This is a genomic window from Undibacterium sp. KW1 (assembly GCF_009937955.1).
In the GTDB taxonomy this organism is placed as follows: domain Bacteria; phylum Pseudomonadota; class Gammaproteobacteria; order Burkholderiales; family Burkholderiaceae_D; genus Undibacterium.
In genome coordinates this window covers 2,082,367-2,105,255 of record NZ_AP018439.1, presented here as the reverse complement: position 1 = coordinate 2,105,255, position 22,889 = coordinate 2,082,367, and the positions used below count along the sequence as shown (strand labels likewise).

Below are 22,889 nucleotides of genomic sequence, written 5' to 3'. Positions count from 1 at the left end.
CCCACCGCAAGCCGCATGCAGATGATGGCGTCCGAATACTCAATCACTTCAACCTCTATCACTCGCTGTTATTGCGTGTGATTTAATTTAAGGAGCCGAATGGACCACAGCATTTCTTTGATCACTACCGTCGCAGCCGCTTTTGCAGGGGCGCTTGTTCTTGGCTTTATTGCGGAGAAAATCAAGGTGCCAGCCCTGGTTGGCTATTTGCTGGCAGGGATAGTGATTGGGCCTGCCACACCTGGCTATGTGGCTGACGTACATATTGCATCGCAGTTGTCAGAGATAGGCGTCATGTTGCTGATGTTTGGGGTGGGCTTGCATTTCTCGCCTGTAGATTTGCTGGCGGTGAGGCGCATTGCTATTCCTGGCGCTGTATTGCAAATGGGGATTACCACGGCTGTGGGCATGGCGATTGCGTCGTGGTGGACCTGGAGTGTGGGTGGCTCATTGATCTTTGGTTTGTCGCTGGCTTGTGCCAGTACAGTGGTGTTGTTGAAGTCACTGGAAGCGCGCAATCTGCTGAGCACCATGAATGGCCGCATCGCGGTGGGTTGGCTGGTGGTGCAGGATATGGTGACGGTGCTGGTTTTGGTGTTGCTGCCGCCATTGGCAGGTGTGTTGGGCAGCACGACTGCAGTTGTCGAGAGTACGACGCCATTGTGGATGACGATAGGTAAAACCCTGTTGCAGGTGTCTGCCTTTATTGCCTTGATGCTGGTGGTTGGCCGCCGTGCTTTGCCCTGGCTGTTGTGGCAGGTGGCGCGTACGGGTTCGCGTGAATTGTTCACGCTGTCAGTCGTGGCATCTGCAATTGGTATCGCTTATGGTGCGGCTGTGATATTCAGCGTGTCGTTTGCGCTGGGCGCATTCTTTGCTGGTACTGTGATGCGTGAGTCAGAGTTCAGCCATCGTGCGGCGGAAGAATCACTGCCCTTGCGTGATGCGTTTTCAGTTTTGTTTTTTGTGTCGGTGGGCATGGTATTTGACCCTGCGATTTTGATGGCACAACCTTTGCGCGTGCTTTGCGTGGTGGTGATTGTCATACTGGGTAACTTCTTTACTTCTTCTGCGCTTGTGATCTTGTTACGTTACCCACTCAATACGGCGCTGGCGATAGGTGCAAGCCTGGGGCAGATTGGTGAGTTCTCCATCATCCTGGCTGGTTTGGGTTTGTCGCTGGGCTTGCTGCCGCAAGAGGGCATGAGTTTGATACTGGCGGGGGTGCTGATTTCCATAGGCTTGAATTCTTTCCTTTTCGCGCTGATAGGGCCAATCAGGAAATGGGCCTTGTCACATTCTGATCTGGCGCGGGAACTCGATCAAAGGCAAGACCCTTACGCTGAATTGCCGATGACGACTGAGCGTAAATATCTCGAAGGCCAGGTAGTGTTAGTCGGTTATGGCAGAGTTGGCCGCCGTATTGCCCTGGCCATGGATGAGCGCGGCATCCCTTATGTGGTGGCTGAACAGAACCGTGAAGTGGTAGAGGATTTGCGTAAGAAAGGCATCGCTGCTGTCTCTGGTAATGCCGCCGACCCGGCAGTGTTGATACAGGCGCATATCACCAATGCTGCGATGCTGGTGGTGGCAACACCAGATACCCTGAATGTACGGCAAATGGCAAAAACTGCCCGTACCCTGAACCCTGGCATTGAAGTTTTGTTGCGCACGCATAGCGAAGACGAATCCATACTCTTGCGCAAGGAAGAGATAGGCGATGTCTTTTATGGCGAAGAAGAACTGGCAAAAGGCATGGCAGTGCACATAGTAAATCGCTTCAAGCCTGATGGTGCCGGGCATTAAGCAATGGAATGCCATGGTAGTCCTGGCAACTGCAGCTAAGTTTATGTAGTTTATTTAATGGCATCTTTTGCAGCGCCCTGAGCATCTTCGTAATTTGAAAAATTTATCCAACCTGTGAAATGCTGGATATCATTCAAAAGGCTCGTGAAGATTGTCGATACTTCACTTGATGTGCTGGTTTTCCCAGTCAAACCTGTCGGGCTTTTCCTTATCCACGACCAGGCTGCGTATCTCGCTGATGAGCCGTACCAGCCTGCCCCGCTTGCGTGGTGCTTTCAAAGCCGCTGGCAGGCGGCTGAGCCAGTGTCCGTTTGGCCCGACCGGCGCATTACGCAAGGCAGACAGTTGGCCAGATGTGGGCAAGGGCTTGGTCGATAGCACGGCAATAAAATGATCGAGTTGTGCAGGCGCACTGAACACCAGATCAAACTGTTCAAATTCCACATGCAGAACGGCATAGCCACGGTGCGGTATGCAGGGTGGCGCAGCAGGCAAAAAACTGTCTGGCTGCCCTGCTATAGGTATATGCACCCAATAAGCCAGCGGCGCGCTGCGCCAGTGGCATTCAAAACTGAAATGAAATACAGGGCTCATATTACCGGGACCATATTGCAGGGTTCATATCAAGGATTTGATTTGGAAAACGGTATCATGCCCTGCCGTTTAAATCAGCTTAACCAGGTATCAGCAATAAGCGCAAACTACCGCAGCTTGTCGTCAAAAAATTTCCTGGCATCTGCTGCTACTTGCTGATGGATGGCAGTACGTTCAAACCCGGCAGGATCTACACAAACCTGGCGCACCGCCAGTTTGCCTAGCATATTGCACTCTGCCAAAAAAGCATAGTGGGTTACTGCAGGCAGTGTCAGCAGGCTGCTGCTAGCGATATTTGCTGCATAGACCTGAGCATTAAATTCAGGAATAGCCTGATCATCAGCTGCACCCACCACGATACGTACAGAGACTTTGATGGCAGCCATGCTGTCTTTTGTCACTACCCTGCCCAAGACAGGTGCCATGGCATAGGCGGCCTTGATCCGGCTGTCGCTGTAGTCTGCGCCAGATTTGGCAATCTCAGCTTTGACACGCTGGTTTTCTTCAAGCAGCGTCTGCAAGTCTTCATGGCTGAATTTGGCTTCTGGAGGCAATGTGCAATTTGGGTTGCTTGCGTATTTGCCGCAAAATTCTTGCCATTGCGCATAACTGATCCGGCCACCTACACTGGCCAGGGCGGTATAGCCACCGATAGAAAAACCTGCTACGGCAATGCGCTGGGTATCAATACCAGGGCCTATGGCAGGGTCTGCCAGCAACTTGTCGATGAGTACTGACAAATCATGCGGCCTGTCCCACCAGACGACAAAGCCTTCGAGCCGGGTATGCTCTTCATACCCGGTATTACCGTGATGATTGACGGCGGCGACTATATAGCCGTGTGCTGCCAGGCTCTCGGCGAACCAGGCGATGGAGGCTGCCGAGCCCCCCGTGCCATGTGAGAGCAGGATCAAGGGCAATTTCCCGGCTGTGTGCAGCATGGGTGCACCTATCGCATTGCGGCCCGCCTTGAAGATAGCCACGTTCCAGTCTTTTTCTACCGTACCAGCCTGAGCCGGATACCAGATTGCCGTTGCCAGGGGTCGCGCTTTATTACCTGCCCAGGCCATGCGACTGGCATCTTCATATTGCACCAGCTTCAAACCTACGGGATAGGGTTTGTGCTCCGCCCCGGCGGCCATGACAAAGAGGCTGCTCGCAGCAAGTAAAATCAAGGATGTTAAGCAGTAGCGAAGAAGTGACATCATATTCGTGAACTCCAAAAAATGGGCGCAAAAATGCAGCGGCAGCAATGTGCCGTTGAGCATGCAAAGAATTGTCGCGACCTGACTCAGGTCATAAGGCTGCCTCAGAGAGGCATATCAAAGAGGAATAACCGGGATGCAGATATCGCAGTCAAAGATGCCGGTTTCCGGGTCAAAACAGGCATCGGGTGAATAGTATTCAAAGCAGGGGCGGGCATCGATCTGATAGCCGCTTGCAGGTAACCAGTCGCGCAGGAGGGCAGCCCAGGTTTCACCGATTTCAGCGCTTCTACCTTCGAAGTGCAGTGATGCATATTCGCCACCGGGTATGCTGGTCAGCAAGGCATTTCCGGGTACGGGGGCATTTTCTGGCAGTTCAGCTCCTGCATCATAACGGCAAAGCGCCGGATCAGTAATGCTGGGGTCGTCATGACTAATGCCATAGCGCGCCCTTGTGAACAGATTATGTGTTGCCATCCACGGTGACACAACCTCTGCCCAGAAGCGGCCGACATCTGCGCCATAAGGCCCTATGTGGCGCAGGTAAGCGATATTGACTGGTTCTCTGTGAATTAATTTGACGTCCATGCTGGCCACCTGTTTTAAACTGGAAGAGACCCCATTATGAAAGGACGCATAAGACTGGACCTGATCATTATTGCTTACCACTTGATTATTCTTGCTATTTGCACGCTGCAAATCAATTTGATATTGCCGCCAAGCCGCTGGCGTATAAGCAAACCGATCTTTGAAGGCACGCGTAAATGCCTCTGCCGAACCAAAGCCGACTGACAAGGCAATCTCAAGCACGGGTGTACCAGCTTGCGCAAACAGGCGAAATGCTGCGGCTTCCAGACGGCGACGACGCACATAGTCGCCCAGGCGTTCGCCCATCCAGGCAGCAAACAGGCGGTGGAAATGATACGGTGAAAAATGTGCGACCCCGGCCAGCGCCTCCAGATCAAGTGGCTGATCAAGGTGACGGTCTATATGTTCCAGCACCCTGTGCATGCGCGCCTGGTAATGAGACTGATGCTGGGATGCCTGTGCATTTTTCCTCGTTGGAAGCTGGCTCAAGTTTATACTCCCGCCCCGACTTCCCATTCCATGTATTTGGCCGACGGCTCAAACCCTTCGGACGCATATAAAGCCTGCCCATCTTCAGTGGCATGTAGCCAGATTGTTGCAAAGCCCTGTTCACGGGCATACTGCATGGCCTGTTGCAATATCTTTCTGGCCAGGCCTTGCTTGCGATATTCTGCCATGGTGTACATATTGAGCAGATAAGCATCCTTACCTGCCACGTTACCCGGATACGGTGGACGGATGAAGATGGCGAGTGAGCCGCAGGCAACTAGACGCCCATCTGCCTCGGCTACCCAGGTTTTGCAAGCGCCGCTTTGCAAGGCATCGCTGAAGTAGGCTCTGGTCGATTTCAACAAATCTTCATCGACACCTTTGCCATTATTAAAATCGACCAGCTTGTCGAACAGGCGCATGCGCAGTTGCAGGACTTCTTCAAGATCAGCAGGCCCGGCCTCACGAATTACAATAGTCATCAATACTCCTCTCCGGCAATGCAGAGTGATGGAATGCAGGTATCTGTTATGCCTGCTCAAATGACTATTTTAAAACATCCGTGTGGGCCTCACTTAAATATGCGTACTTCCCTTATGTTGAGCGCCGCAAAGTAATTGCCTTTTCCGGGCAAGCCGTCACGCACAAGCCGCAGGCGCGACAGGCATCGGCATTGGGAGTATAGGCTACCTTCATGCCATGTACTCTTTGCTTGAGTTGTGCCAGCAAGCCCAGTTGCTTATAGTCTTCGGCGGCAATGCGGCGAATTTCAAACACGTTTTCCGGACAAACTGGCACGCAATCAGCCTTGCCTTCACACTTGCTGAAGTTGACGACAGGGATGATGATGCCTGGCTCCTGTTTGCAAACCGCTTCCTTTGTCGTCTGCATATCAAGCCTGCTCGTGCTTGTTTTCAGGCTGATTTTCAGGCTTATGGCTGTTATTATCCTGATGATTGCGGCAAGCCTGGACATAGGCTTCATCCCTGTGCCTTCTGCGGCCAAACATGCCGTGCTGGAATTTTTCTCTTTCTTCCGGCGTCAGTTTTTCCCAGCGACGATGCCAGTGATGTTCGCCATGTTTATGCCAGCCACCATGTCCACGCATGCCACCAAACAAAATTTTACTGAGCACCAGCAAACCCAACGCTTGCAAAAAATCGATGCTGCGGGCACCGACAAACAAAGCTGGCATGAGCCAGTTCCACAACATCATGACTACCCAGCTCAGTGCGCAGATGCCAGCGATCACTACCACCATGATTTTCAATACTCTAAATCGCATTAACATATCAAACTCCTGTCTTAATTAAATTCATCCAATAAGTCTTGCAGGCGCATGCGCAGATGCAAGACGGCATAGCGCTTACGCGCCAGCAAAGTGTTGACGCCCAGGCCAGTAGCGGCGGACATTTCCTTAAAGCTCAGCCCTTCGATTTCATGGCCTATGAAGGCATCGCGCTGCTCTTCAGGCAATTCATCCAGGGCTTCGTACAAGGCTTCCAGCATGACATTTCGTGCATAGGCGGCCTCCGGGCCTTCATCTACGGATGGCATGACTCTGTCGAGCCAGGTCTCATCTTCACTGCCCTCCTCTACATCAGGCAGGGCGACTTCTTTTTTCTTGCGAAAGCGGTCTATGATGCGGTTGCGGGCAACCCTGAACAGCCAGGCACCAACCAGCTCTATAGGCTCCGGCAGGCGATAAGCCTCGACCAGCTCATAAAAGACATCTTGCAAAATGTCCTCTGCCTCGCTGGCATCTGCCACACGCTTGCGTATGAAGCTACCCAGCCGCCCACGTTCGCGCCTGACCGTTTCAGCAAGGTCTTTGTTCTGGTCAGCCATCAGCTCTGGTGGGTTATGTGTAGTCTCCATGCCTGTGAAGACGCGCAATAAGGGCAAATATTGCAGATACAGGCAAAATAATTGGCAAACACTAGCATATCAGCGCACAGGGTAGAGAAAAAAGTTATCAAATAACAATTTATGTCTAACGTAGCCTGCCGGAATAGTATTGAAAATTCAAAAGAACAGGCATGTGCTTCACCCTGCCTTTTTCTCGCTCTCGCTACTTAATTGAGGGGCCTGCAGGGGAATTACAAGGATGAAACGGGTTCCCTCTTCTGGTTTGCTCTCCAGTCGTATCTCACCACCCAGCACGCCAGTCACCAGGTTATAGGCGATATTCATACCGAGGCCAGAACCGCCCTGCCCCAGCTTGGTCGTGAAGAAGGGATCAAAAACACGTTTTTGTATTTGCTCTGTCATGCCTATGCCATTATCGGCAAAGATGATTTGTACCTGATCATCAGGCAGTAATTGTGTGCTCAGACGCATTTCGCCAGACTCACGTCCTTCAAATCCATGCGTCAATGCATTAGTCATGAAATTCGTCATGATCTGTCCCAGCGGGCCTGGGTAGCTGTCCATGCCTATGCCGGGCGCCAGTTCAGTCACGAGATGGTAAGGCGTGTTTTTATACATGGGCGCCAGGGTCACGATGAGTTCTTCCAGCGCCACTTTCAAATCAAATTGTCGCCTGTGGTTGCTTGACTGATCAACTGCGACTTGCTTGAAACTGCCGATCAACTCGCGCGCCATGCCGAGTGTGCGCATGAGCAAGGCTGTGCCAGTCGTTGCACTTTCCAGATAATGATCAAGCACTGAGCGCTTCAACTTCCCATCATTGATATCGCGCACCAAATCCCTGGTCTGGTCCTGCAGAGTGCTGGCCACGGTCACGCTGTTACCTATGGGCGTGTTCAATTCATGAGCGACCCCAGCCACGAGTGAACCCAGGGCCGCCATTTTTTCTGAACGCACCAGTTCATCCTGAGTGTGCCGCAATGATTCCATGGCTGCCGCAAGTTCGGCATTAGCTTGCTGCAGATTGAGTGTGCGCAACCTGACGCGCTCTTCCAACTGCGCCGTCATTTCACGAATCTCCTGCTCTACCTGAACTTGCCTGGTCACATTCAGCAAAGAAAAAATGCACATGGCCTTACCATGCATTCTGATCAGTCTGGCTGACAACAGGAAAATTACTTCCTCCCCAGCCTGGTTACTGATGCGGACTTCCAGTTGATCTATCTTCTTCTCGCGCCCCAGGTCTTCATTGAATTTCGCCCGCAGCTCAGCTTGCCGGATGATGCCCATGTCCAGCGTCGTACGGCCGACTATGTCCTGCCGTTGATAACCGAGTTCCTTGAGCCAGACATCATTGACTTCGACTATGCAATCGGTTTCGACATCGACCAGCCCCAGAGGTATAGGCGACAATTGAAAGAGTGTGGAATATTTTTGCTCATTCTCGCGCAATAGTGATTCTGCGTGCAGACGCGCAGTTTCTGCACTGAGCTCCTGATCGATATTGCGTGAGGACAGCAGCAGATAGGTTTCATCCCCGGTCTCAAACTTGGAGCCTGAAACACGGCAATTGCTGGTGTAGCCCTGCTTATGGCGGAAGGCGATTTGCATATTCCTGACTTCACCATGTAGCTGTATCTGCCTGATCAGTTCATCCCTTTGTTCAGGTTGTTCCCATAGCTGTATTTCGTTTGAGGTATGGCCTATCGCTTCTTCCCTGGTGTAGCCAGACATTGGTTCCCAGTTGCGGTTGACATCGACATATTCACCTGTCGTCATCCTGGTGATAGTCAAGGTATCTGGCACGAGTTGAAATACGGTTGACAGCAATTTCTCGCGTTCCTGCAGATCACGCTCGGCCTGTTCCTGTAATTGCTCGACCTTGCGCAAGGCAGAGATATCTTGCATGGCATAGGCGATGTAGGGCTCACCACCAACATCAAAGAGGGTGCCCGAGATCAGCACGTGGTAAGCGTGTCCCAGCTTATGTCTGTACAAGCCCTCGAAATTATTGATCTCGCCATCACGTCTTAAGGTCGCCAGCATTTCAGCGCGACGGCTGACATCTATCCATAAATTCAGTTCCAGCGAATAGCGCCCCAGGGTCTCTTCTCTGGAATAGCCGGTAATGGTTTCCCAGTGACGATTCACATCCAGATAGCGGCCATCTTTTTCGCGGCAGATAGCCAATACATCTGGCACCATCTGGAAGACTTTTTCAAACAGGGTTTCACGGTCCCTGGACAGACGCTCTATATTTTTGCGTTCTTCCATTTCCTGTTTCAAATTATCATTCATGCGCGCAGCATCATCTTGCTGGCGCAACAAAGCAGCAACCAGAAAAAGCATGCCTATGGCCAGGTCCAGCAATGTCGAGGCTTGTAAACCAAGCACAAGATATTCTGGCTGGTTTTGCAGGAATGGCGAACCAGCCAGATATGCGCCTTTGAAGCCCAGCAATACGCCGAGCAGGATAAATCCCAGCACGTGTTTTTCATTGCGAGTACGCAAAAAAGTCATCGAGGCTCCCAGCATGACCACGCCGGCAGCCAGGTAAACTGGTAGCATGCGCCACAATGAATGAACCGCAGTCAGTGACGTCATCAACAGCCAGAGAACTGCAATCGCAAAGCTCAACATGACGGGCATGACAAACACAGTAACGCCGTGGAAGATGCGCGTACCTGCCCACAGGTAACAGATATACCCAGACAAGAAGACATCTGCAACCAGATTAAAAACCGGGCTCTGTGCATCACCAAGAAGATGGCATAGTTGCTGCATGACCAGGCAGGCATAGGCCAGCGCCCAGCACCTGCTGGCCCTGGGATGCAAATGTAAATACTGGATATAGAACAGCACCAACATGATCAGGAACGAAGTGACCAGTGAAGTCACCATGGCTGCGGGAAGATAAGTGGAAGGCATAATGGAAGACATAATGAAGACGTAATTAAGCTACCCCTACTGCCTGTGCCAAAAAACTTCGAGCCCCGTACCCGTTCTCGATTCAGGTGTGCTGCCTTGTAAAGTTGTGCTCCAATACCAGGACCAGGCCAATAGCATGGAACTTGCCTGATTTTGCTGTATATTCAGCGATAGAGCTACAGTTTATGGCGTAAATAGTAGCACCGAACATCAGCACAATCGGTGAGGAATATCAATTTATGTTACGTCCCAGTGTTGCAATAATCATTATTTAACATTTTCCATTTCTTTGGTCTTGATTATGCAGTCTGGTTCACATAAGATTGAATTGAAACTTACTCAAGCAACAGGGAGCACGCTGATGAAGAATCAACACAGTAGAACACCCGGCTTGTTACAAAACGATCTTTTTCGGGCACAAATGACTTGTAACATTTTGGCAAACAACGAAAGATCGCCATCGCTAGGTATATATTCACATTTGGGAAATGATTTAGTTTCTGACTGTGCGCTCGGTGCAAGTCAGGACGATGATGTCATTGATTTTATTGAAGAAGATGAAGAGTCTTTACAACCCAAGCTGGACTTGCATCCCTGGAAAATTCTGATCGCAGATGATGATAGCAATGTGCATGACACGACCTTGCTGGCATTGAGCGGCGTTAAAATCCATGGCAGGCCATTGGAATTTATTCACGCCTATTCAGCCAAAGAAGCGCACAGCATCATACGCAACAATCCTGATATTGCCCTGATCTTGCTGGATGTGGTGATGGAAACTGTCGATGCAGGCTTGAAGCTCGTGAGTGTCATTCGCAATGAAATGTCACTACCAAATTTGCGCATCGTATTACGCACAGGTCAGCCAGGTTATGCGCCTGAGCAGCATGTCAGCGAGACCTTTGCCATTGATGGCTACACGACCAAGTCAAAATTGACACGCTCACTTCTGATTTCTGTGCTCAACGATACGCTGGCAAATAGCCACGACAATCCCGAAATACCGAATTAGCATTTGTTTATGCAAGCGGGGCATGACTGGGGCCAGTTTTCCGGCCCCTTTTTTATGCATAAAAAAATCATGAGGCAAAAATATTTGCCAACAGCTTTGCCCTGCTATTCTGCATCGGGCTGATTAGCCGGTGCTGCCTTGATAAACGCCGGATGCTCATTGCAAGCCTGATGTATGCGCATGATGGTAGGCATGCTAGTTAAATCGCAATTGAACCTTTGGGCATTGGCGATTTGCGGTATCAGAAAACAGTCTGCAAATCCGGGCGTGTCGCCCAGACAAAAACGGCCGGTACGGTGATCGGCAGTCAGTTTTTGTTCCAATACTGCCAGGCCGGTTTCACACCAGTGACGGTACCAGGCATTCTTTTGTTCATCACTGACTTGTAGTGTCCCTGACAGATATTTCAACACCCGCAAATTATTAACGGGATGAATTTCACAGGCTATCGACAAGGCCAGCGATCTGACATGAGCACGATCCAGAGCGCCGGATGGCAGCAAGGCGACTTCAGGATACACTTCATCAAGATATTCAATGATCGCCATCGACTGCGTCAGTGTGGCGCTCTCACCGTCCAGTTCGTCCTGCAATGCCGGTACGAGCCCATCCGGATTCAAAGCACGGTAAGCTGGCGTCAATTGTTCACCGCCATTTTTGACCAGGTGAATCGCTACCTGCTCATAATCGAGCCCCTTGAGATTAAGGGCTATCCTTACACGGTATGAAGCAGAGCTGCGGAAATAACCATATAGTTTCATGATAATGCCTACACCATTTTGATTTTCAGATCACTCAAACCTGTGATCGAGGCTTCCAGCAAATCGCCGCGCTGTACAGCTGCCACACCTTCTGGTGTTCCTGTATAAATCAGGTCGCCGGGTTGCAGGGTATATAGTTCAGACAGACAAGAAATGATTTCTGCCAGGCTCCAGATCAGCTTGCTGGTATCACTATTTTGCCGGACTTGTCCGTTCACATCCAGACGTATATGGGCTTGCTCCATGCCTTGCACGGTGTCTGCCCTATGGACCTGGCCTATGGGCGCAGAAAAATCAAACCCTTTGGATGTGCACCAGGGCCTCCCTTGGTCTTTGGCTTCGGCCTGCAGATCACGGCGTGTCATGTCCAGCCCGACTGCATAACCCCAGATGTGGCCGAGTGCATCTTCAGTGCGGATACTCTTGCCGCCCTTGCCTATGGCGACAACCAATTCTACTTCATGATGCAGATTGACGGTCATGGGTGGATAAGGCATTTCACCGATGCTACCCTGCTTGACGGGCAATATGGCATCAGCCGGTTTCATGAAGAAAAATGGTGGTTCACGCCCTGACCATCCCATTTCTTTGGCATGCTCTACATAATTGCGCCCTACGCAGTAAATCCTGTGCACAGGAAAATACGCTGTACCACCAGCGATGGGTACGGCGGCTTGCTGTACAGGCGGGAAAAGGTAATCCATATCTGCTCCTGATTTCTGATACCAGACGGTATTATGGCACTTTCATTCAGTCTCTGTGACATGGCGCAATTGCCATACGGGCTTGCCAAAGCCATATTGAATGACACTGGTTATAATGCATGAACAATAGTGGAGCCCAATAATATGAAAACCTGCTTACATCCCAAATACCTGATTCCCATAGAACCACGTGCTACTGTCCTGAGCGGGCATGCACTGGTCATGCAAGATGAAAAAATTCTGGACATACTCAACAGTGCTGAGGCACGCCTGCAGCACCCTGATGCGCAGCATGTGGAATTGCCTGAACATGCCGTCATGCCCGGCATGATCAACCTGCACGGTCATTCTGCCATGACGCTGTTGCGTGGTCTGGCAGATGATCTCAGTCTGATGGACTGGCTGCACAATCACATCTGGCCGGCCGAAAAAAAGCATGTGTCAGAAGAATTCGTCTTCGACGGCAGTGTATATGCGATGGCAGAAATGCTGCGCGGTGGTACCACGACCATCAATGATATGTACTTTTATAACGACGATGTGGCACGTGCATGCCTTCACACCGGCATGCGCACCGTGGTCGGTTGCAGTGTGCTTGAATTCCCTACCGGCTATGCGGCCGATGCGGATGGCTATCTGGAAAAAGCACTGGCTTCACACCAGGCATTCAAGGGACAAAGCGGTGTATCTTTCCGCCTGGCCCCGCATGCGCCTTATACCGTATCAGATGCGACTTTCAAAAAGATAGTCGCGCTGGCGGATAAGCATGACATGGGCATCCACTGCCACATCCATGAAACCATGGATGAAGTCAATGACAGCATCAGGGACCATGGCATGCGCCCTTTGCAGCGCCTGCATAATCTGGGACTGTTGTCACCACGCCTGATTGCTGCGCACATGGTGCATGCGAACGAAGATGAAATAAAACTGCTGGCACAGCAAGGCGTGCACATTGCCCATAATCCCGCCAGTAACCTGAAGCTGGCTTCTGGCTTTGCTCCCATTCATGCCATGCAAACTGCCGGTGTCAATGTAGGCATAGGTACCGATGGCGCAGCCAGCAATAACAAACTGGATTTACTGGGCGACTTGCGTATGGCGGCATTGCTGGCAAAAGCAGTGTCCAGTAACCCTACAGCCTTGAATGCCGGTAATGCGCTGGAAATGGCAACACTGGCAGGTGCCAAAGCCCTGGGCATGGACCAGCAAATTGGCAGTCTGGTAGCAGGCAAGCTGGCTGACGTAATCGCGATAGACCTGTCTGCTATTGAAACCCTGCCGCTGTTTGATCCTGTCTCGCAAATCGTGTATGCCGCCGGGCGTGAACAGGTCAGCCACGTCTGGGTCAGTGGACGCTGCCTGATGGCTGATCGAAAACTCCAGACCGTGGATGAAGGCCAACTCAAGGACAAGGCAAGATGGTGGCAGCATAAAGTTGCTGCAGCCTAGGCTTTCAATGTCAACATATCAAATTTTGATTTTCGTATGAAACCAGTAAACTCAATTTTTAAACTCAGCATTATCAGTGGCCTGATCGCAGGCGGCAGTTTGTTACTGGCGAGCGCCCAGGCAGCAACGCCAATGACGACAATCGCTGAACAAAGCGGTTTTAAAAAGACCGGGCGCTATGAAGAAGTGGAAAAGCTATGTCAGGCTTTTCAGAAAAACTATCCTAAAGAAGTACGCTGCCTGGAATTTGGCCGCACACCAGAAAACCGCCCCATGCTGGCTTTGCTGGCGACACGCAGCGGTGCTTTCACACCTGCACAGGTAGCAAAGCAAGCTTTGCCGGTCACCCTGATACAGGGCGGCATACATGCGGGGGAGATAGATGGCAAGGATGCGGGCTTTCTGGCATTGCGCGAGATACTGGACAATAAAGTCGCACCACATGTGCTGGACAAGCAAGTGCTATTGTTTGTCCCGGTCTTCAATATCGATGGGCATGAACGCTTTGGTGCATGGAATCGCCCAAATCAGCGCGGCCCCGAAGAAATGGGCTGGCGCACCACCGCGCAAAATTTTAACCTGAACCGCGATTATGTGAAGGCAGATGCGCCTGAAATGCAGGCCATGCTCAAACTCATCAACACCTGGGACCCTCTGGCCGTCATTGATTTACATGTGACCGATGGTGCCAAATTTGAACATGATATTTCGATACAGGTAGAGCCCATCAATTCAGGCGATGCCGCATTGCGTGTAGCGGGCAAAACCTTGCGCGACAATGTCATCGCCGACCTGGCGAAACAGGGTTCACTGCCGCAACCTTTTTATATGTCTTTTGTGCGTGAAGATGATCCCATGTCAGGCTTTATGGACAGCGTGCCTACGCCACGTTTCTCCAGCGGCTATCCAGTTTTGCGCAATCGTTTTGGCATGCTGGTGGAAACCCATTCCTGGAAAGATTACCCAACCCGGGTACGCATCACCCACAACACTGTGATATCAGTGCTGGAGCAAGTGGCGGCAAATGGCGGACAATGGCTGTCCATTACCAAAGCGGCAGATAAGCGTGCAGCGCAGTTGGCTGGTCAAAGTTTGCCAGTTACTTATAAGACGACAGAAAAAACCCGGGACATAGACTTCCGCGGTTATGCCTATACGCGCACGATGTCCGATATTTCTGGCGCATTGATGACGCGCTATGATGAAAGCAAACCGCAAGTATGGACAGTGAAGCTGCGTGATGAGATCGTGCCGGATGCGCAAATAACATTGCCCAAGGGCGGTTATATCGTACCTGCCGCCTACAGCAAAGCGGTCGCAGAAAAATTGCAGCAGCACGGCATAGAATTCCGCATTCTCAATACCGACTTGAATGCCATCTCCGCTGAACAATTCGCAACCAGCAAGGCCAGCGTGCAAGCGCAGTCATTTGAAGGACGGCAAACCTTGAAGCTGCTGGGAACATGGCAAAATCAGACGCAAAGCCTGCGTAAAGGTGCTTTGTTCATTCCTGTTGCCCAGGCAAAGGCAAGGCTGGTTGCAGGCTTGTTTGAACCGCAGGCACCCGATGCCCTGGTTAATTGGGGCTGGTTCAATGGCGCATTTGAGCGCAAGGAATACATGGAAGCTTATGTGGCTGAAGATGTCGCGCGTGAACAATTAGCCGCTGATCCGCAATTGAAAGCCGCATTCGAGAAACGTATTGCTGAAGATGCCGAGTTTGCCAAGAGCGCATCTGCCCGCCTGGAGTTCTTTGCGCAACGTCATTCATCATGGGATAAGCGCTATCAGGTTTATCCTGTGTTGAGGCTGGATTTTGTTCCTCAATAAAATTGCGATCTGCCACATGCAGACATCTGCATGTGGCGAAGTTTTAATGAAAAAACAGGTAGGCAACAAAAATCGCTGCAACCACACCAGCAAAATCAGCCAGCAAGCCCATGGATATGGCATAGCGGGTCTTGCGTATGCCGACTGAACCAAAATACAGGGCGACAATATAAAAGGTGGTGTCAGCCGAGCCCTGGAAAATGCAGGTCAGGCGGCCAATGAATGAATCCACGCCGTAGGTTTTCATCGCATCTACCATCAACGCCCGTGAGCCTGAGCTGCTGAGCGGCTTCATCAGGGCGGTTGGCAAGGCGGCAGTAAAATCGGTATTCAACCCCATTTGCGTGAACAGCCAAGTAAAACCGGAAACGATAAACCCCAGGATGCCGGAATTGCGCAAGACTCCAATAGCGACCAGCATGCCCACCAGGTAAGGGATGATGGTCAGCGAAGTCTGTATGCCACCTTTGGCACCTTCAATAAAGGCTTCATACACATTCACTTTCTTGCGCATGGCACCCAGCATGAAGCTGATGATAATGGTGAATAGCAAAAGATTGGCGCTGATTTTGGAAAACACTTCAATATCAGTACGGCTCATGTGCTGACTCATATACCAGACCAGAGCAACGATAAAACTCGTCAAACCACCCAGCCAGCCCATGATCACCCGGTCAAACAAATTAATGCGCTGCCTGATGGCAACTGCAATCAGGCCCACCACTGTCGCCACGTAAGTGGCAATCATGCAGGGGATGAAAATGTCTGAAGGGTCTTTTGCCCCCAGCACGGCGCGTTGCGCCATGATGGCGAGGGGGATCAATGTCAGGCCGGATGTATGCAAGACCAGGAACATGATTTGTGCATCACTGGCCTCATCCTTGCTGGGGTTCAGGCTCTGCAGGCTTTCCATCGCTTTCAGGCCAAAGGGTGTGGCAGCATTGTCCAGGCCCAGCAGGTTTGCTGAAAAATTCATGACCATATGGCCGTTGGCCGGATGGTTTTGCGGCACGCCAGGAAATATCCGGGCAAAAAAGGGGCCAATGATTTTGGCGATGAAGTCAATCGCCCCGGCTTTTTCGCCTATATTCATGATGCCCAGCCACAATGTCATGACACCCGCCAGCGGCAAGGCTATGTCCATGACACCCAGGCGAGCTGACTCAAAAGTCCCATCCATGATGCGCTTGAATACTTCTACATCGCCCAATATCAACCATTGCGCCAGGGCAGCAATAAAGCCGATCAAAAAAAAACCTGTCCAGATGTAGGTGAGTAACATGGCATTCAATATGGAATAAGTGTGCAGGCTTTTTATCATGAAAAGCTTGCGCTGTAGTATGAAAATTTCATCCGGCGCCATAAACGCCCGGCATGGGACATGCCACCAGCCTGTAACATCTGCTTGCAGTTTTGTACGGACATACACAAATTGCTGTCAGCCGCATCGCCCTGCGCCGCGTTATATGAACATCAAAACGAAGGAAGAGATGCCATGAAAGCTACTCAACTTATCGAAGGCCTGTTGTCAGCAACATCAGCGCTGCTGATCTGTGCTGCCACCGCAAATTCGGTGCTTGCTCACGATGCCTATGTCAGGGACTACCGCTGGCACCCTGCGCCTCCTGTGCATCAGGTAGTACGCAACTACAACTACGTGTATTACCCGTCCCAGCAGGTATATTACGCACCCGCACAGCGTAACTGGTACTGGGCAAATGGTGGCATCTGGCAAAGTGGTAGTCGCCTGCCCTATGGTGTCAATGTGGATATGCGTATAGGTGGGGTACCTGTAGTGTTGAGCTCTCCCAGACCCTATGTCGAGCATGTCTATGTAGAGCAAAACTATGGCCGCCCATGGCGTGACCGTCATGGCTGGCACCAGGAAAGACGTTACGAACGTGAATGGCGTGAAGAAAGACGTGAGCGCCACCATGATCATCACTGGCGCTAGAACATAATGACAATAAAAGAAGCCGCTACTACCTGCTGTAGCGGCTTCTTTTTCGCCTAATTACCTACCAGGCTGGCAGCAATATTAATGGAAAAACCAACCACAGCCACATTAAAGAAGAAACTGAGTACTGACTGAGCAAGCACAGTCTTGCGTGTCTGCCTGTTCATCACGGTCACATCAGAAGTTTGTGCGGCAACGGCGATGGTGAATGAAAAATACAGGAAGTCCCAGAAATCTGGTATGCACTCCTCTTCCGGGAAACGCAAGGCTGGCTTGTCTGGTGGAGCGTTATAAAACTGCAATGCATAGTGAAAACAAAAAATCACCCCCAGCAACAGCCACGAACCCAACACCGTGCTGCAGGCAAACAAGTATTTGATCGCCCTCTCCTCTCTACTGGCACCTGCCATACCGGATAATTCGTGGATGATGGCCAGCAGGCTCAGGGTTGCTGCCAGTGACATCAATACCAATACAGCTACTGCACTTTCATCTTCCTGCTGCGCCATCTTACGTACAGCATGCTTGTCTGCCCCCATCATCAGCCAGGCCATCAACAAAAGATAAGTCCACACGGCTACATTCCAGCCACAAAGGGCACGGGTGATCAGGGACTGCGCCCCAGGCAACAATACCGCTGCCAGGCTGCCCAGAGCCAAGGTAAGTAACAAACGCGGGCGACGTTGGATGATTTGTTTGATGATGAATCCTGTCAGATCAAAAATATGAGAAATGATGCATGAAAATTACGAAACTTCATATTGTAAATACAGGCAGCCGCCAGAATCAAACATGCAGATGCAACAGGTGTAGTATATTCATTATCAATTGATATTCGGACATATTCATCACCGGGTCAGGTTAATGCATGCGTCTTAATAAAAAATCGACTTCCTTTTAAGTAAATTTTTATTACACTGAAGCAATACGTCTCTGATAACGCAGCACGCTCATTCAGTGAGGCAAGCACCATGAACAGACATTACCGCTATTTGCCACTTTCCAAGGTGACGCCGGGGACAGTGCTGGCCGATGATTTGCTTGATAAAGTTGGCCACGTCTTGCTACCCGCAGGCACAACGTTGACAGAGCGCATGCTCCAGGCAATTGCGCATCACGATATTCATCAATTGACGGTCGAGGGCGAAGTGGGTGCCGAGCATGAAGAGCTTGAATATCTGACGACAAAATTAAACCGCATAGAAAAAATCTTTCGCCAGGCGGGTGATGCTGAGCCAGCGAACATACTGAAGTCCTACGTCATTGACTACCGTAAAGGGGAAGCCAAATGACCGATATCAATGAATTCAAGGTACAACTGGAAGACGTGGTAAAAAAAATCAAGGACTTGCCCACCCTGCCAGAAGTTGCGATGGAGATGCTGCAAAATCTTGATGATGAAGAAAGCAGCCTGGACATGGTGACTGAAAAAATCGCCCTTGATCAATCAATCACGGCGAAATTATTGAGGCTGGCCAATTCGTCTTACTATGGCAATAACTCCAAAGTAGTGACCTTGCAGCAGGCGACTGCCATGCTGGGTGTCAAGAATGTAAAAAACCTGATTCGCACAACAACCCTGTCGAACAAGTTTCCTACTGAGAAATGTCCTGCATTTGATTTCAAGGCATTCTGGCGTCACAGCATTGCCACAGCGATTTGTGCTGAGCTGATCTCGCGTGCACTGCACATGAAGCATGATTTTGCCTTTACTGCGGGTCTGTTGCATGACATAGGCAAGCTGGTACTGGTGACCTGCTACCCGGCGAATTATGAACAGGTTCTGCGTTATCAAAAAGAGGCAGATTGTCTGCTCATCGAAGCTGAACGGCATATCCTGCACATCGATCATGTCGATGCAGGGCTGGCACTGGCAACACACTGGAACTTTTCTGAGGCAGTGTGTGATGCCATACGCGGTCACCATCATCCTGAACAAGAAAACCTGAACGTACTTGCTTCGGTCGTACATGTAGCAAATGCAATTGTGCACGCACTTGACCTTGCCCAGGATGAAAACGATATCCTGCCCTTGCTGTTGCAGGCTGCTTGGGATACGCTAGGGCTTGGTGAAGCTGACTACCTGAGCATTTTTCGCGAAACTGAAATGCGTTTCGATGCCATGGATCAGATCGTACTCTGACACTCTTATATTTGCCTCATGTATCTGGATAAAACGATTTTGGAACGACTCAAGCTTTTCAGGGAAACGGATTATCGTATTGAGGATATCCACCTTTTCCGCGACATTACCGAAGACAACAGACAACTTATTGCCGACATCATCAAGGATTGCAGGGTGGTTCGCGCCTATACTGGCCAGGTTGTACTGGACGCCAACAGCTCAGGAGCGAAACTGTATATCGTACTCAAAGGTGCACTCGGCGTCAGCCGCATTACCGAAGAAAGCAATCAGCTGGAAAATACCATCACGCAGTATCTGCCGGGTGAATGCGTAGGCGAAATCTCGGTTCTGGATGAAGAAATTCATTCAGCAACCATCTCTGCCATCAGTGAAAGCGAATTATTACTGATAGAAGCAGAAACCCTGTGGCGCCTGATTGATGAGTCCAATGGTGTTGCCCGCAATCTCTTGCAACTGCTGTCTTTCCGCATACGTGCAGCTAATGCACAAATTCGCAGCCGTCAGAAAGTGGGGGAATTCTATCGCCAGCTATCGATGGTAGATGGGCTGACTGGCTTGCATAACCGCGCCTGGCTAAACGCACAATTGCCTGGCATGGTGCAGCATGCCCATGCTACTGGCGCAGCCCTGAGCATCATCATGGTTGATCTGGATCACTTCAAGCGCTTTAATGATGAGCACGGCCATTTGCTGGGTGACGATGCCTTGCAAACGGCTGCAAAAGTATTGAATGCAGGCTTGCGCCCCAGTGACTTTGCAGCCCGCTACGGCGGTGAAGAAATGATGGTTATACTACCTGGTGCCAATCATAAATCAGCATTGGGGGTTGCGCAAAGACTGTGCAACCGCCTGGCAAAAACCAAGGTATTTATTGATCGTCAAAAGCCACTGCCGCATATCACCGGCTCATTTGGTGTAGCAACTTTGAGCACCGGCCAAGATAGCAATGAGCTCATCAGTTGTGCTGATGCGGCTTTGTATCGCGCCAAAGACAGCGGGCGCAATCAAGTCGCCAGTTGACACTAAAACGATAAAGATAAGTAAAAAACAAAGGCGCCCGAAGGCGCCTTTGTTTTTTACATCAGGTCACGCATTATTTGCCAGACTGATTCGCGTAAATCACCCAGTAACGTGCCAGATCGCCTGAGCCATCTGTTCCCTTTACCGTTTTCAGTGTTTTGATTGCATTGGCTTTTTTGCCTGCCTGCAGTTGCGCAATACCCAAGTGCAATTTGGCATCATCTTCCTGCTTGAGGCCACCTTTGGCTATGCCCTCTTCAATCATGGCGATGCCTTTGTCGTAATTACCGGCAGTCACATAACCATAGCCGATATTGACCAGTGCATTGCCATCCTTGGCTGCCTTGGCTTCAGCTTCGCTAGCTGCCAGGCCTTTGGTAGTTTCTGCCTGGGTCTTGTTTGCCATGTCGCGCAAACGTTTGTGACGGTCGGCATCCTTGCCTTCACCCAGTGCACCAGCCTTGTAGCCTGCATCGATGACTTTGGTTGCTTCTGCCGGGAAACCAGCCTGGATAGCAAACAAGGACATGTCCATGTAGTCAGCGCTCTTGGTAATTTGACCCAAAGCCAGTTTCAGGCGCATCAAATCGAGTTTGAAACGCTCGGAATAGCCTGGCTTTCTCTCGATGTTATTGAGCAGGTTGACCCAGTACTCTTTCTTGCCATGGTAGGCGACCATTTTTTCCAGCGCACTGGAATAGGTAGCCATGTCTTTACGCTTCAATGCGTCATTGGACTGGTATTCCAGATTGGTCAGACTTGGTGTGCGGCCTGCCTTTTCATCTGCTGCCAGTTCAGCATTGATTTCCTTCATGGCCTTTGCACTGTCACCGCTCTGCAACATGGCTTGTGTGAGGTAAGGACGCAGCGAAGGATCTGTACCGCCATCAGCATAATAACGGTTATACCATTGTGCAGCTTTGCCGTAGTTACCGGCTTTGAAATAGCCATTCGCCAGCACCTGTATCATTTGCAACTGCTCTTTACCACCCAGCTTGTTTGCAGAAACGATGGTTTCTGCTGAACGGATCACGGTGTCATTATCACCAGCAGCAGAAGCGATAGACAGGCGCATGCGCTCTATCGTGAAATTTTCATTGACTGTCTTGCCGCCTACGCTGTCGGCTTCATGAATCTTGGACAGCGCTTCCCTGAATTTCTTCGCTTTGTACAATTCACCAGCGCCGTGCACAATTTTGGCAATCTCAGGACGCAAGGACTCTTGAGCATAAGCTTGATTTGCTGCGATATTTGTTAATTCTGGAGCGGCGGCAAAGCCAATAGCTGCAAACAATACAGCAATACGAGACAAGCGAAGTTGCTTCATATGTTGATCTCTCAATCAATAAATTTAATAAACTTTGGGATTGCAGCTTGGAAATACGCAAAGCCCAACCCGTGAATATGAAAAATGGCAGGGTTAACCCTGCCAATTTTCTATCATACCTTAATAACTCAGCATTGATACGCCGAAAATGTCACGAAGTGCTTATTTATCACTTCAGGAACTGCTCATTCCCGACCATACCGATCTTGGTCACACCAAGACGCTGTGCCGCTGCCATGACCGCAGCCACGGATTTGTAAGGTACAACAGCAACCGGACGCAGGTGGATCTCTGGCTGGTTTGCTGCAGGCATTGCTGCCGATTCAGCCAATTTCGCTTCCAGCTGTGCATGATCGACTGCCGTACCATTCCAGGACACCGTACCATCAAAATCGACGTCGATATTGACGACGACTGGTTCTACTGTTGGTGGCGGTGGCGTGCCTGTCGGCATATTCAGGTTCACTGCGTGATTCTGAATAGGAATGGTAATAATCAACATGATGATCAATACCAGCATGACGTCAATCAGCGGCGTCATGTTCATTTCTATCATCACTTCCGGATCGGCTGAGCCACCGCCGGAACCAATTTGCATACCCATAATGCTTCCTTTACTTAGTTCCGTGGAGGCGGTTCAATCACGAAACCGACCTTGGCGATACCGGCACGTTGTGCCGTCAGGATACTTTTGCCAATAAACTCATAGCGGGTATTCTGATCTCCACGGATATGCAACTCAGGTTGCGGGATCTTGACTGCTTCTACCTTGAGCTTTTCAAACAGGGCATCCGTGCCTGCCAGCGGCTTCATGCTGCCGTTCCAGTACAGATCACCATCCTTGTTCACCGACAGGGTGATGTTTTCCGGTTTGGTTTTGTAAATCACGTTGGTTTCTGCCGGTAATTTCAGCTTGACCGTATCTGTAATCACCGGGGTGGTGATCAGGAAGATGATCAGCAATACCAGCATGACGTCGACCAGCGGGGTGGTGTTGATGGTGCTGTTGACTTCGTCTTCACCATCTCCATCATTACCAATTGCCATTGCCATAATGTGTTCTCTTTCGATGTTACGCTTTAACCCTTAAGACCTCTCAACACAGACACACAAAGATCTCTTTTCTCTGTGGTGCAGCAGGGGTTTCGAGTGGCATGCCACTCGCCTGCGGAACGAAGACTTCTTGCAAGAAGTCTTTCCT

The 22,889-nt window shown here is 50.5% G+C and carries 22 protein-coding genes and 1 pseudogene; 8 read left to right on the top strand and 15 right to left on the bottom strand.

The window, feature by feature from the left end; genetic code table 11:
* Positions 1–99 precede the first annotated feature (99 nt).
* A complete protein-coding gene (locus tag UNDKW_RS09330) occupies positions 100–1,806 on the top strand; it encodes a cation:proton antiporter (protein ID WP_162058475.1) in 1,707 nt (568 codons plus the stop codon).
* A gap of 162 nt (positions 1,807–1,968) precedes the next feature.
* Here the strand turns inward: UNDKW_RS09330 and UNDKW_RS09325 are convergent, their stop codons facing one another.
* From UNDKW_RS09325 to UNDKW_RS09290, 8 genes and pseudogenes are all read right to left on the bottom strand, one after another.
* On the bottom strand, positions 1,969–2,400 hold the full coding sequence (locus UNDKW_RS09325; RefSeq protein WP_162058474.1) for a hypothetical protein: 432 nt from the start codon (positions 2,398–2,400) through the stop codon (positions 1,969–1,971).
* A gap of 107 nt (positions 2,401–2,507) precedes the next feature.
* Positions 2,508–3,575, bottom strand: a complete 1,068-nt coding sequence (locus UNDKW_RS09320; RefSeq protein ID WP_162058473.1) for a prolyl oligopeptidase family serine peptidase — start codon at positions 3,573–3,575, stop codon at positions 2,508–2,510.
* Between the two features lie 147 nt (positions 3,576–3,722).
* Entirely contained in the window at positions 3,723–4,682 is a 960-nt protein-coding gene (locus UNDKW_RS09315; RefSeq protein ID WP_232063319.1) for a GyrI-like domain-containing protein, read from the bottom strand.
* 2 nt (positions 4,683–4,684) lie between these two features.
* Positions 4,685–5,164, bottom strand: coding sequence for a GNAT family N-acetyltransferase (locus UNDKW_RS09310; RefSeq protein WP_162058471.1), 480 nt, complete (start codon positions 5,162–5,164; stop codon positions 4,685–4,687).
* A 112-nt stretch (positions 5,165–5,276) separates the two neighbouring features.
* Positions 5,277–5,573 carry a 4Fe-4S dicluster domain-containing protein gene (locus tag UNDKW_RS09305; RefSeq protein ID WP_162058470.1) on the bottom strand — a complete coding sequence of 99 codons (297 nt, stop codon included), beginning with the start codon at positions 5,571–5,573 and terminating at the stop codon, positions 5,277–5,279.
* Positions 5,574–5,661: 88 nt separating this feature from the next.
* A pseudogene (locus UNDKW_RS09300) lies at positions 5,662–5,967 on the bottom strand (hypothetical protein); the annotation flags it as partial.
* 20 nt (positions 5,968–5,987) lie between these two features.
* The gene (locus tag UNDKW_RS09295; RefSeq protein WP_162058469.1) at positions 5,988–6,560 is read right to left on the bottom strand and encodes an RNA polymerase sigma factor; all 573 of its coding nucleotides are present in this window, start codon (positions 6,558–6,560) and stop codon (positions 5,988–5,990) included.
* Between the two features lie 168 nt (positions 6,561–6,728).
* A complete protein-coding gene (locus tag UNDKW_RS09290) occupies positions 6,729–9,491 on the bottom strand; it encodes a PAS domain-containing sensor histidine kinase (RefSeq protein WP_162058468.1) in 2,763 nt (920 codons plus the stop codon).
* Positions 9,492–9,960: 469 nt separating this feature from the next.
* On the opposite strand from UNDKW_RS09290, the gene UNDKW_RS09285 reads away from it, so the two are divergent.
* The gene (locus UNDKW_RS09285; protein ID WP_162058467.1) at positions 9,961–10,491 is read left to right on the top strand and encodes a hypothetical protein; all 531 of its coding nucleotides are present in this window, start codon (positions 9,961–9,963) and stop codon (positions 10,489–10,491) included.
* A 104-nt stretch (positions 10,492–10,595) separates the two neighbouring features.
* Here the strand turns inward: UNDKW_RS09285 and maiA are convergent, their stop codons facing one another.
* Positions 10,596–11,252 carry a maleylacetoacetate isomerase gene (maiA, locus tag UNDKW_RS09280; RefSeq protein WP_162058466.1) on the bottom strand — a complete coding sequence of 219 codons (657 nt, stop codon included), beginning with the start codon at positions 11,250–11,252 and terminating at the stop codon, positions 10,596–10,598.
* An 8-nt stretch (positions 11,253–11,260) separates the two neighbouring features.
* Positions 11,261–11,956: a fumarylacetoacetate hydrolase family protein gene (locus UNDKW_RS09275; RefSeq protein ID WP_162058465.1), complete on the bottom strand. Its 696-nt coding sequence runs from the start codon at positions 11,954–11,956 to the stop codon at positions 11,261–11,263.
* Between the two features lie 144 nt (positions 11,957–12,100).
* On the opposite strand from UNDKW_RS09275, the gene UNDKW_RS09270 reads away from it, so the two are divergent.
* Together UNDKW_RS09270 and UNDKW_RS09265 are read left to right on the top strand one after the other, a co-directional pair.
* Positions 12,101–13,408 (top strand): TRZ/ATZ family hydrolase, encoded by a 1,308-nt coding sequence (locus UNDKW_RS09270; RefSeq protein WP_162058464.1) that lies wholly within the window; start codon positions 12,101–12,103, stop codon positions 13,406–13,408.
* Positions 13,409–13,444: 36 nt separating this feature from the next.
* Positions 13,445–15,238 (top strand): M14 family metallopeptidase, encoded by a 1,794-nt coding sequence (locus tag UNDKW_RS09265; protein ID WP_162058463.1) that lies wholly within the window; start codon positions 13,445–13,447, stop codon positions 15,236–15,238.
* Positions 15,239–15,281: 43 nt separating this feature from the next.
* Here UNDKW_RS09265 and UNDKW_RS09260 read toward each other — a convergent pair whose 3' ends face one another.
* Positions 15,282–16,520 carry a nucleoside recognition domain-containing protein gene (locus UNDKW_RS09260; protein WP_162061857.1) on the bottom strand — a complete coding sequence of 413 codons (1,239 nt, stop codon included), beginning with the start codon at positions 16,518–16,520 and terminating at the stop codon, positions 15,282–15,284.
* Positions 16,521–16,733: 213 nt separating this feature from the next.
* On the opposite strand from UNDKW_RS09260, the gene UNDKW_RS09255 reads away from it, so the two are divergent.
* Positions 16,734–17,192 carry a hypothetical protein gene (locus UNDKW_RS09255; RefSeq protein WP_162058462.1) on the top strand — a complete coding sequence of 153 codons (459 nt, stop codon included), beginning with the start codon at positions 16,734–16,736 and terminating at the stop codon, positions 17,190–17,192.
* A gap of 56 nt (positions 17,193–17,248) precedes the next feature.
* Here the strand turns inward: UNDKW_RS09255 and UNDKW_RS09250 are convergent, their stop codons facing one another.
* Positions 17,249–17,866: a DUF1345 domain-containing protein gene (locus tag UNDKW_RS09250; RefSeq protein ID WP_232063318.1), complete on the bottom strand. Its 618-nt coding sequence runs from the start codon at positions 17,864–17,866 to the stop codon at positions 17,249–17,251.
* Positions 17,867–18,166: 300 nt separating this feature from the next.
* Between UNDKW_RS09250 and UNDKW_RS09245 the strand changes: the two genes are divergently transcribed.
* The 3 genes from UNDKW_RS09245 to UNDKW_RS09235 are packed head-to-tail and all read left to right on the top strand — an operon-like array spanning position 18,167 to position 20,361.
* Positions 18,167–18,487 carry a hypothetical protein gene (locus tag UNDKW_RS09245; protein WP_162058461.1) on the top strand — a complete coding sequence of 107 codons (321 nt, stop codon included), beginning with the start codon at positions 18,167–18,169 and terminating at the stop codon, positions 18,485–18,487.
* The gene (locus UNDKW_RS09240; protein ID WP_162058460.1) at positions 18,484–19,338 is read left to right on the top strand and encodes an HDOD domain-containing protein; all 855 of its coding nucleotides are present in this window, start codon (positions 18,484–18,486) and stop codon (positions 19,336–19,338) included. The genes UNDKW_RS09245 and UNDKW_RS09240 overlap by 4 nt, the downstream gene beginning before the upstream one ends.
* An 18-nt stretch (positions 19,339–19,356) precedes the next feature.
* Positions 19,357–20,361, top strand: coding sequence for a GGDEF domain-containing protein (locus tag UNDKW_RS09235; RefSeq protein ID WP_232063317.1), 1,005 nt, complete (start codon positions 19,357–19,359; stop codon positions 20,359–20,361).
* A gap of 73 nt (positions 20,362–20,434) precedes the next feature.
* Here UNDKW_RS09235 and UNDKW_RS09230 read toward each other — a convergent pair whose 3' ends face one another.
* From UNDKW_RS09230 to UNDKW_RS09220, 3 genes are all read right to left on the bottom strand, one after another.
* On the bottom strand, positions 20,435–21,688 hold the full coding sequence (locus UNDKW_RS09230; RefSeq protein WP_162058459.1) for a tetratricopeptide repeat protein: 1,254 nt from the start codon (positions 21,686–21,688) through the stop codon (positions 20,435–20,437).
* Positions 21,689–21,857: 169 nt separating this feature from the next.
* Positions 21,858–22,292, bottom strand: coding sequence for a biopolymer transporter ExbD (locus UNDKW_RS09225; RefSeq protein WP_174247581.1), 435 nt, complete (start codon positions 22,290–22,292; stop codon positions 21,858–21,860).
* Positions 22,293–22,306: 14 nt separating this feature from the next.
* Complete coding sequence (locus tag UNDKW_RS09220) at positions 22,307–22,741, bottom strand: biopolymer transporter ExbD (protein ID WP_162040807.1); 435 nt, start codon at positions 22,739–22,741, stop codon at positions 22,307–22,309.
* Positions 22,742–22,889 lie beyond the last annotated feature (148 nt).

What these genes read in the sequence shown, in the direction of transcription:
- UNDKW_RS09235 (WP_232063317.1), top strand. Translation starts at nt 19,357, where the DNA reads ATGTATCTGGATAAAACGATTTTGGAACGACTCAAGCTTTTCAGGGAA.
- UNDKW_RS09290 (WP_162058468.1), bottom strand. Translation starts at nt 9,491, where the DNA reads ATGTCTTCCATTATGCCTTCCACTTATCTTCCCGCAGCCATGGTGACT.
- UNDKW_RS09245 (WP_162058461.1), top strand. Translation starts at nt 18,167, where the DNA reads ATGAACAGACATTACCGCTATTTGCCACTTTCCAAGGTGACGCCGGGG.
- UNDKW_RS09270 (WP_162058464.1), top strand. Translation starts at nt 12,101, where the DNA reads ATGAAAACCTGCTTACATCCCAAATACCTGATTCCCATAGAACCACGT.
- UNDKW_RS09265 (WP_162058463.1), top strand. Translation starts at nt 13,445, where the DNA reads ATGAAACCAGTAAACTCAATTTTTAAACTCAGCATTATCAGTGGCCTG.
- UNDKW_RS09220 (WP_162040807.1), bottom strand. Translation starts at nt 22,741, where the DNA reads ATGGCAATGGCAATTGGTAATGATGGAGATGGTGAAGACGAAGTCAAC.
- maiA (WP_162058466.1), bottom strand. Translation starts at nt 11,252, where the DNA reads ATGAAACTATATGGTTATTTCCGCAGCTCTGCTTCATACCGTGTAAGG.
- UNDKW_RS09225 (WP_174247581.1), bottom strand. Translation starts at nt 22,292, where the DNA reads ATGGGTATGCAAATTGGTTCCGGCGGTGGCTCAGCCGATCCGGAAGTG.
- UNDKW_RS09260 (WP_162061857.1), bottom strand. Translation starts at nt 16,520, where the DNA reads ATGTTACTCACCTACATCTGGACAGGTTTTTTTTTGATCGGCTTTATT.
- UNDKW_RS09325 (WP_162058474.1), bottom strand. Translation starts at nt 2,400, where the DNA reads ATGAGCCCTGTATTTCATTTCAGTTTTGAATGCCACTGGCGCAGCGCG.
- UNDKW_RS09310 (WP_162058471.1), bottom strand. Translation starts at nt 5,164, where the DNA reads ATGACTATTGTAATTCGTGAGGCCGGGCCTGCTGATCTTGAAGAAGTC.
- UNDKW_RS09275 (WP_162058465.1), bottom strand. Translation starts at nt 11,956, where the DNA reads ATGGATTACCTTTTCCCGCCTGTACAGCAAGCCGCCGTACCCATCGCT.
- UNDKW_RS09330 (WP_162058475.1), top strand. Translation starts at nt 100, where the DNA reads ATGGACCACAGCATTTCTTTGATCACTACCGTCGCAGCCGCTTTTGCA.
- UNDKW_RS09255 (WP_162058462.1), top strand. Translation starts at nt 16,734, where the DNA reads ATGAAAGCTACTCAACTTATCGAAGGCCTGTTGTCAGCAACATCAGCG.
- UNDKW_RS09240 (WP_162058460.1), top strand. Translation starts at nt 18,484, where the DNA reads ATGACCGATATCAATGAATTCAAGGTACAACTGGAAGACGTGGTAAAA.
- UNDKW_RS09230 (WP_162058459.1), bottom strand. Translation starts at nt 21,688, where the DNA reads ATGAAGCAACTTCGCTTGTCTCGTATTGCTGTATTGTTTGCAGCTATT.
- UNDKW_RS09305 (WP_162058470.1), bottom strand. Translation starts at nt 5,573, where the DNA reads ATGCAGACGACAAAGGAAGCGGTTTGCAAACAGGAGCCAGGCATCATC.
- UNDKW_RS09295 (WP_162058469.1), bottom strand. Translation starts at nt 6,560, where the DNA reads ATGGAGACTACACATAACCCACCAGAGCTGATGGCTGACCAGAACAAA.